This is a genomic window from Variovorax sp. P4_D9 (assembly GCF_056401695.1).
The window spans coordinates 1-6,851 of record NZ_JBFUIU010000490.1 but is presented as its reverse complement, the minus strand read 5'-3'; the positions used below and the strand labels follow the sequence as shown (position 1 = coordinate 6,851).

Sequence of the window (6,851 nt, the reverse complement as noted above, 5' to 3'; positions counted from 1 at the left end):
GAGCGTGACCTGCGGGAACAGGGCCGCGCGCTGGCCGCGCACCAGCGCCTGGGCCTGCGCGTAGTTGGCGATCGCGGCGGCGATGTTCTGGTTCGAAACCTGCACGCGCGAGGCCAGGTCGTCCAGCGTGGCGTCGCCGAAGAGCTTCCACCATTCGCCGCGGTCGAAGGCGTCGGCCGGTGCGGCGGGTTGCCAGCCGGCTTCCGCGGGGGCCGACTTCCAGGCCGCCGGCGCGGCCACCGGCGGCCGCTCGTAGGCCGGGCCGACGGCACAGCCGGCCAGCATTGCCGCCAGGGCCAGTGCCACGGGAAGCCGGGGAAAAAGACGTTTGACTGCAGTCATGGGTTCGATGCGATCTCGGGTGTGCCGGCCAGCGGGGACGCGCCGCGGCTCAGGAACTTTTCGTTGGCGGGTCGACGGCGCAGCTTGTCGAGCAGCACGTAGACGACCGGCGTGGTCAGGAGGGTCAGCAACTGGCTGGCGATCAATCCGCCGATGATGGCGACGCCCAGCGGTTGGCGCAGCTCCGAGCCGAGCCCGAAGCCGATCGCCAGCGGCAGCGCGCCGAGCGCCGCCGCAAGTGTGGTCATCAGGATCGGCCGGAAGCGCAGCAAGCAGGCCTCGCGCACCGCCTCGGTCGCGCTGAGGCCGCGCGAGCGCTCGGCCTCGAGCGCGAAGTCGATGATCAGGATCGCGTTCTTCTTGACGATGCCGATCAGCAGGAACACGCCGATCAACGCGATGATCGAGAACTCCATACGAAACAGCAGCAGCGCCAGCACCGCGCCGACACCGGCCGAGGGCAGCGTGGTCAGCACCGTGATCGGATGCACCAGGCTCTCGTAGAGCACGCCCAGCACGATGTAGATCACGATCAGCGCCGCGACGATCAGGAACCACTGCTGCCCCTGCGACTGCTGCGCCGCCAGCGCCGTGCCCTGGAAGCTGCCGCGCACGTTGATCGGCATCGCGATGTCGGCCTCGGCCTCGGCCACGATGCGCTTGGCGTCCGACAGGCTGACGCCATCGGCCAGGCTGAACGAGACGGTGCTCGCGAGCTCGGTGTCCTGGTGGTCGATCGAGGTCGGCACCGCCCGCTCGCCGAGCTTGGCGAAGGCCGAGAGCGGCACCATGAGCGTGGTGTCGGTGGCGATCTGYTGGCCGGTCGAGGCGGTGCGCAGAGCCGGATTGGCCGACACCGTGGTCGAGGTGCCGGTGTTGGCGTCGGTCGTGTTCTCGACCGAACTGGTGATCGACTGGCCACTGGCGTCGGTGGTCGTTTTCAACGTCGAGGGCACGTACAGGTCCTTCAGGACGATCGGCGAGCGCTGGAAGCGCGGCGCCCACTCCATCACCACCGAGTACTGGTTGAGCTCGTCGTAGATGGTCGCCACCGCGCGCTGGCCATAGGCGTTGTAGAGCGCGTTGTCGACCGCGGTCGAGGTCACGCCGAGCCGCGCGGCGGCCTCGCGGTCGACGTCGACGAAAGTCTCGACGCCATTGTCGGCATCGTCGCTGTCGACGTCGGTCAGCGCAGTCTCCTGCCGCAACCGGTCGGCCAGCTTGGTGGACCAGGTGCGCAGGTCGGCCAGGTTGTCGCTCTTGAGCGTGTACTGGTAGCTCGAGTTGCTCGAACGCCCGCCCATGCGCAGGTCCTGCACCGGACTCAGGAATACGCGCAAGCCGCTCAGCTGGTTGAGCTGGGGCCGCAGACGGTCGATCACGGCCTGCGTCTTCTCGCTGCGCTGCGACACCGGCTTGAGGTTGACGAACATGAAGCCGCCGCCCGAGCGGGCGCCGCCCGAGAAGCCGACCACGGTATCGACCGCCGGATCCTTGCGGATGATGTCCACCGCCTGGCGCAGCTTGTCGGCGATCGCGCCCGACGAGATGCTCTGGTCGGCGCGCAGCCCGGCGTTGAGCTGGCCGTTGTCCTGCTGCGGGAAGTAGCCCTTGGGGATGGCGTTGAACAGATAGACATTGAGCCCGATCACGGCCAACAGCACCGCGATCACGACGCCCTTGCTGGCCAGAGCCCAGTCGAGGCTGTGGCCGTAGGTGCGCAGCGTGCCGCTCCAGGCCCGCTCGGCCAGCCGGCCGAACCCGGCGCGCAGGCGCCCGGGCAGCTTGCGATCGCCCTCCTCGGCCTCGCTGCGCAACAACATCGCGCACAGCATCGGCGTGGTGGTGAGCGAGATCACCAGCGAGATCAGCACCGAGGCCGACAGCGTCACCGCGAACTCGCGGAACAACCGCCCGACCTGCCCGCCCATGAACAGCAGCGGGATGAACACCGCCACCAGCGACAGGCTGATCGACAGCACCGTGAAGCCGACCTCGCGGGCGCCGCGCAGCGCCGCCTCGATGCGGTTCATGCCGGCCTCGACATGGCGCGTGGTGTTCTCGAGTACCACGATCGCGTCGTCGACCACGAAGCCGGTGGCAACTGTGAGCGCCATCAGGCTCAGGTTGTTGAGGCTGTAGCCCAGCAGGTACATGACGCCGAAGGTGCCGAGCAGCGACACCACGGTGGCAACCGCGGGCACGATGGTGGCGCGCGCTCTGCGCAGGAACAGGCCGACCACCAGCACCACCAGCGCCACCGAGATCATCAAGGTGGCCTCGATCTCGCGCAGCGAGGCACGGATGGAGTTGGTGCGGTCGGAGGCGACCTGGACATCGATGTCCTGCGGCAATTGCGCGCGCAGTTCGGGCAGCAGCTCGCGCACGCCATCGACGGTCTCGATGATGTTGGCGCCCGGCGATTGCGTGACCAGCACGATCACCGCCGGCTCGCCGTTGAAGAGGCCCAGGGTTCGCGTGTTCTCGACGCTGTCGATCACGCGCGCCACGTCGCCCAGGCGCACCGCGGCATTGTTGCGCCAGGCGATCACCATGTCGCGGTATTCGGAAGCGTGCCGGCCCGGGGCTGGCGTGTAGATCTGCAGCCGGCGGTCGGCGCTCTCGATCGCGCCCTTGGGCCGGTTGGCATTGTTGGCCTGGATCGCGGCCCGCACGTCCTCAGTGCTGATGCCGAAGCGGTTGAGCGCGAAGGGCTCGAGCTCGACCCGCACCGCGGGCAGCGAGCCGCCGCCGATCTCGACCTCGCCGACGCCCTCGACCTGCGACAGCCGCTGGCTCACGATGTTGGAGACCGCCTCGTAGATCTGGCCCGGCGTGCGGGTCTTCGAGGTCAGCGCCAGGATGATGACCGGCGCCGCGGTCGGGTTGCGCTTGCGGTAGGTCGGGTTGCTGCGCAAGGTGGCCGGCAGGTCGGCGCGGGCGGCGTTGATCGCGGCCTGCACTTCGCGCGCGGCGCTGTCGATGTTGCGGCTCAGGTCGAACTGCAGCGTGACGCGGGCCGAGCCGTTGGAACTGGTCGAAGTCAACTCGTTGACGCCGGGGATGATGCCGAGCCGTCGCTCCAGCGGCGTGGCGACGCTCGACGCCATGGTGCTGGGGCTTGCGCCGGCCAGGCTGGCCTGCACCGAGATCGTCGGGTAGTCGACCTGCGGCAGCGGCGACACCGGCAGCACGAAGAAGGCGACGATGCCGGCCAGCGCGATGCCGATGGTCAGCAGCATCGTGGCGATCGGGCGCTCAACAAAGGGCTTGGAGAGGTTCATGGGGCCTCTCAGTCTTGCGTGAGGCCGCAAGTCATGCCGCAACCCTCTGCCCGAACCGCCGCCCCAGCCGATCGAAGGCGAGATAGATGACGGGCGTCGTGAACAAGGTCAGCACCTGGCTCACCACCAGCCCGCCAAAAATCGCCAGCCCCAGCGGCCGCCGAAGCTCGGCGCCCTCGCCCCAGCCCAGCATCAGCGGCAGCGCCGCGAAGAGCGCCGCCAGCGTGGTCATCAGGATCGGGCGGAAGCGCAGCAGCGCCGCCTGGTGGATCGCCTCCAGCGGGCCCTTGCCCTGGCTGCGCTCGGCGTCGATCGCGAAGTCGATCATCATGATCGCGTTCTTCTTCACGATGCCGATCAAGAGGATGATGCCGATGATGCCGATCACCCCGAGGTCGTTGCCGGTCATCATCAGCGCCAGCAGCGCACCGACACCGGCCGAAGGCAAGGTCGACAGGATGGTCAGCGGATGGATGTAGCTCTCGTAGAGCACGCCCAGCACGATGTACACGCACACCACCGCGGCCAGAATCAGCCACAGCTGGTTGGTCAGCGACTTCTCGTAGGCGCCGGCGGCGCCGAGAAAGGTCATGCTCACGCTCGGCGGCAGCGCGATCTCCTTCGCCGCGGCGCGGATCGCCGCCACCGACTTGCCGAGCGACACGCCCGGCGGCGTGTCGAAGCCGACGGTCGCGGCCGGGTACTGCGCCACGCGCGTGACCTGCAGCGGCGCGAACTGCTCGCGCACCGTGGCCAGCGCGGACAACGGCGTCGCCGTGCCGGCGCCGGTGCGCAGCTGCAGCGTGCCCAGGCCCTCCGGCGAGGACAGCGGCTCGCGCTGGGCCTCGAGGATCACGCGGTACTGGTTGGTCTCGGTGAAGATGGTCGAGACGATGCGCTGGCCGAAGGCGCTGTAAAGCGCATCGTCGACCGAGCTCGCCGTCACCGACAGCCGCGACGCCGTGTTGCGGTCGATGTCGACATAGGCCGACAGGCCCTTGGCGCCGGCGTCGGTGGTCGGATTGCGCACCTGCGTCACGCTGCGCAGGCGCTCGACCAGCTTCAGCGCCCACTCGTTCACCGTCGTCGTGTCGGCGCCTTCGAGCGAGACGCGGAACTCGGTCGGGCCGGTCTCGGCGTCGATGGTCAGATCCTGCGTCGGCTGGAGGTAGAGCGACACGCCAGCCACGCCGTCGCGCACCCGCTCGCGCAGCCGCTGCATCACCACGGCCTGGTCGCCGTGGCCGGCGCGCAGGTTGATCAGCATGCTGCCGGTGTTGAGCGCCATGTTGTTGGCCGCATCGACCCCGACCACCGAGCTCAGGCTCTGCACGTCCGGGTCGGCCAGTACGATGTTGGCCGCGGACTGCTGCAGCTCGGCCATGCGGACATAGGACACTTCCTGGGCAGCCTGCACGCGGGCCTTGAGCTGGCCGGTATCCTGGGTCGGAAACAGGCCCTTGGGAATCCACACGTAGAGCGCCACCGTGAGCGCCAGCGTCAGCAGCGCCACCACCAGCGTCAGCGGCTGGTGGCGGAACACCCACTGCAGCCAGATGTCGTAGCGCGCGATCACGCGGTCGAAGAAGCGCTGCACCGCGGCACCGAAGCGCCCGCCTTCCTCGGCCTGCGGCTTGAGCCAGCGCGCCGACATCATCGGCACCAGGGTTAGCGAGACCACGGCCGAGATCAGGATCGTGATCGCCAGCGTCACCGCGAACTCGCGGAACAATCGCCCGACCACGTCGCCCATGAACAACAGCGGGATCAGCACCGCGACCAGCGACACCGTCAGTGAAATGATCGTGAAGCCGATCTGCGTCGCGCCCTTCAACGCGGCCTGGAACGGCGGGTCGCCCTCTTCGAGGTAGCGCGCGATGTTCTCGATCATCACGATCGCGTCGTCGACCACGAAGCCAGTCGCGATGGTCAGCGCCATCAGGCTCAGGTTGTTGAGGCTGTAGCCCAGCAGGTACATCAGTCCGCAGGTGCCGATCAGCGAGATCGGCACCGCGATGCTGGCGATCACCGTGGCGCGCACGCTGTGCAGGAAGAAGAAGATCACCAGCACCACCATCACCACCGCCAGCGCGAGCTCCAGCTGCACGTGGCGCACCGAGGCCCGGATGCCGGTGGTGCGGTCGCTCAGCACCTCGACCTTGAGCGCGCCCGGCAGCGAGGCCTCGAGTTCGGGCAGCAGCTTCTTGATGCCGTCGACCGTGCCGATCACGTTGGCGCCGGGCTGGCGCTGCACGTTGAGGATGATGGCCGGATAGAGCTTGCCGTCCTGCTCGCCCTGCTTCGCGTTGGCGCCGGCCCAGGCGCCGAGCTGGGTGTTCTCGGCGCCGTCGATGACGCGCGCGACGTCGCTCATGCGCACCGGCGCGCCGTTCTTCCAGGCCACGATCAGGTTCTTGTAGTCGGCCGCGGTCACCAGCTGGTCGTTGGCGTTGATCGTGTAGGCGCGCTTCGGGCCGTCGAAGCCGCCCTTGGCGCTGTTGGCGTTGGCGGCCGCGATCGCGGTGCGCAGGGTGTCCAGCCCGATGCCGACCGCGGCCAGCGCGTTGGTGTTCGCCTGGATCCGCACCGCCGGGCGCTGGCCGCCCGACAGCGACACCAGTCCGACGCCGCCGACCTGGCTGATCTTCTGCGCCAGCCGCGTGTTGACGAGGTTCTRCACCTCGGTCAGCGGCATGGTCTCGGAGCTCACGGCCAGGGTCAGGATCGGCGCATCGGCCGGGTTGACCTTGGCATACACCGGCGGCGCCGGCAGGTCGGCCGGCAGCAGCGAGCCGCCGGCATTGATCGCCGCCTGCACCTGCTGCTCGGCGACGTCCAGGGTCTGGTCGAGCGCGAACTGCAGCGTGACGATCGAGACACCGGTGGCGCTGGTCGAGCTCATGCGGTCGAGCCCGGCCATCTGGCCGAACTGGCGCTCCAGCGGCGCAGTGACGGTGCGGCTCATGACCTCGGGGCTGGCGCCCGGATAGAGCGTCTGCACCTGGATCGTCGGATAGTCGACCTGCGGCAGCGCCGCCAGCGGCAGGAAGCGGAAGCCGACCAAGCCCGCGAGCACGATCGCGAGCATCAGCAGCGCGGTCGCGACCGGCCGCTCGATGAAGGGACGCGAGGGACTCACCACGCCTCCTTACTGCGGCGCAGGCCGCTGCCTGCGGCCCTCGCCACCCGGCCCTCCGGGCGTTCGCGGCCCGCGCGGGCCGGAGG

General features: G+C 69.0%; 2 protein-coding genes and 1 pseudogene. All 3 read right to left on the bottom strand.

Annotated features, from left to right (window positions below; all coding sequences use genetic code 11):
• A pseudogene (locus tag AC1DY5_RS36315) lies at positions 1-342 on the bottom strand (RND transporter); the annotation flags it as partial.
• On the bottom strand, positions 339-3,626 hold the full coding sequence (locus AC1DY5_RS36310) for an efflux RND transporter permease subunit (RefSeq protein WP_478119329.1): 3,288 nt from the start codon (positions 3,624-3,626) through the stop codon (positions 339-341). The gene AC1DY5_RS36310 and the pseudogene AC1DY5_RS36315, both read right to left, overlap by 4 nt.
• Positions 3,627-3,657: 31 nt before the next feature.
• On the bottom strand, positions 3,658-6,765 hold the full coding sequence (locus tag AC1DY5_RS36305; RefSeq protein WP_478119328.1) for an efflux RND transporter permease subunit: 3,108 nt from the start codon (positions 6,763-6,765) through the stop codon (positions 3,658-3,660).
• Between the last annotated feature and the right edge of the window lie 86 nt (positions 6,766-6,851).